Below are 2,655 nucleotides of genomic sequence, written 5' to 3'. Positions count from 1 at the left end.
CCTCCTCGCACGTGCGACCCGGCGAGGTCGTGTCCCCGGCGGCCCCGCTCGCGGCGGCCTTCTACCTGGGCCGCGCCCCTCGTGGCGCCGTCGACGACCCGACCGCCGAGGCCGTCGCGGCCGACCTGCGCCGAGCTTCGTTCGCCGTCGCGGTTGTCGCGGACATCGACCGACGAAAGGCCGGCAAGCTGCTGGGCAACCTGGCCTATAACCTCGACGCGATCTATGCCCCGAGCGAGCTGCGCGACGCGGCGGCTGCCGCGCTGGTCGAGGAGGCGCGGCGGGTGTTCGCCGCGGCCGGCGTGGAGACCGCCGGCGTCCGTCCGGACGACGGGCTCGACCTGTCCGGCCTCGTTCTGCACGAGATCCCCGGCTTCTCCCGGGAGGGCAGCTCCACCTGGCAGAGCCTGGCGCGGGGCGGGTCGGTCGAGTCGGACTTCCTCAACGGCGAGATCGTGCTGCTGGCCCGCCTGCACGGGCTGGCGGCACCGGTCAACGCCGGGGTGCAGCGGCGGATCGCCACCGCGGCGCGCACCGGCATACCGCCGGGCGGATTCGACCAGGCCGACCTCGCCGCCCTGCTGGCCTCGGCACCTGCCGGCGTGGCCTCGGCACCTGCCGGTGTGGTCCCCTACGCCGACGTGGCCCCGGATGCCGGCGGGACGCGTGCCGGCGCGGCGCTCGGGGAGGTCCTCGTCGACGTGAGGCGTCTGCACGACGAGCTGCTCTCGCCCGGCCCACCGCTGCTGCTCGACGTCCGCTGGGCGCTGGGTGACCCGCACGGGCACGATCACTACCGCGAGGGCCACCTGCCGGGCGCGGTCTACGTCGACCTGGACACCGAGCTCGCCGCCGCACCGGGCGGGACCGCCGGGCGGCATCCGCTGCCCGAGCTCGCCGACCTCCAGCAGGCCGCCCGGCGCTGGGGACTGACCGCCGGGCGTGCGGTCGTGGTCTACGACGCGGTCGGCGGGCTGTCCGCAGCCCGGGCCTGGTGGCTGCTGCGCTGGGCGGGCGTCGCCGACGTCCGCATCCTCGACGGGGCACTCGCGGCCTGGCGGGACGCCGGGTTCCCGCTCGAGACCGGGGAGATCATCTCGGCGCCCAGCGACATCGTCCTGCACACCGGTCAGCTGCCGGTGCTCGACGCGGACGGCGCCGCCCGGGTGGCCCGCGAGGGTATCCTCCTCGACGCCCGCGCGGCCGAGCGGTATCGCGGCGAGGTGGAACCGATCGACCCGCGCGCCGGCCATATCCCGGGAGCGGTGAGCGCCGCGACGGGGGAGAACCTCGACGCGAGCGGCCGGTTCCTGCCCCGGGACGAGCTGCGGGCCCGGTTCGCGGCCCTCGGCGTCGGCAGCGGGAACGGGGCCGACGGGAACGGGGCCGACGGGCAGTCGCGGCCGGTCGGGGTGTACTGCGGGTCCGGAGTGACGGCCTCCCACGAGATCGCCGCGCTCGCCGTCGCCGGCATCGACGCCGCCCTGTACCCGGGTTCCTGGTCGGCCTGGTCGTCCGACCCCGACCGGCCCGTCGCCACGGGTCCGCAATGACCCCATCACCGCCGCCGTCACCGCCGTCACCGCGATCGGTGCCGTCAGGAACGCCGCTTCTCGCACGGTGGGCCGGGGCCGGGGCCGGGCGAATTTTGGGGACCTGGGCACGGTTTGCAACCCCTGGACCGTTCCCTGCTCCCCAGAACTCGCCGCGCTCCCCAGAACTCGCCGTCCATGATCGTGTACCGGCTGGCGGGAGTGGAGCGCCGGATGCAGCCGAGAACCCGGGCCCCTGCCGGACTACGGACGGGGACATCATCCCGCCGTCAGGTGAGGCGGGACCCGGACGAGGCTGGACCCGGACGCCGCCGCTAACGCTCCGCTCTTCCCATCGCTTCCGATGGCGAGAATCGCTACCGATGGTGAGAACAGTCCCAACGGCGAGAACACGAGAACGGGGACAGCCTCGGCCGCTCGCCCCATCATTGTCGATGTGGGCAGTGGGGCCGGGCGTGCTGCCCGCTTCATGACTTCGTCGTCCCGAGGAGAAGACCATCATCAAGGGCACCTTCCGTTCCTTGTCCGTCTACAATTTCCGGCTCTTCGCGGGTGGCCAGGTGTTGTCCGTGACGGGAACCTGGATGATGGTCGTGGCCCAGGACTGGCTCGTCCTTTCGCTGAGCGGCGACTCGGGAACAGCCCTGGGCCTCGTGACCGCCCTGCAGTTCACCCCGATGCTGTTGCTGACCCTCTACGGCGGAAAGCTCGCGGATCGGTACGACAAACGCCGGCTACTGACCGTCGCGAACCTGGCCTCCGGCCTGCTCGCCTTGGCGCTGTCGCTGCTGGTGTTAGCCGGCACGGTCCGGCTGTGGCAGATCTGCCTGTTCGCACTGGGCCTCGGCCTCGTGAACGCCGTCGAGATGCCGACCCGGATGGCCTTCGTGAGCGAACTGGTCGGCGCCGAACTCCTCCCCAACGCGTCGGCGCTGAGCGCGGCGTACTTCAACGTCGCCCGGGTCGTCGGCCCAGCCGTCGCTGGCCCGTTGATCAGCGGCTTCGGCGTCGGCCCGGTCATGATGTTCAACGCCGTGAGCTACCTCGCGACGGTGGTGGGTCTGCGGATGATGCGCCCGGCCGAGATGCACCGCGACGCGCG

2 protein-coding genes are annotated in these 2,655 nt (G+C 73.0%); both read left to right on the top strand.

The features are described from left to right. On the top strand, window positions 1–1,553 hold a 1,553-nt coding region (locus tag ACY45C_RS17890; RefSeq protein WP_462188709.1), incomplete at its 5' end, for a rhodanese-like domain-containing protein. Window positions 1,554–2,074: 521 nt separating this feature from the next. After that, the coding region (locus tag ACY45C_RS17885) for an MFS transporter (RefSeq protein WP_462188708.1) at window positions 2,075–2,655 on the top strand (581 nt) is incomplete at its 3' end.

Source organism: Frankia sp. CcWB2, from assembly GCF_977927585.1.
This window is presented reverse-complemented; position numbering and strand designations above follow the sequence as displayed.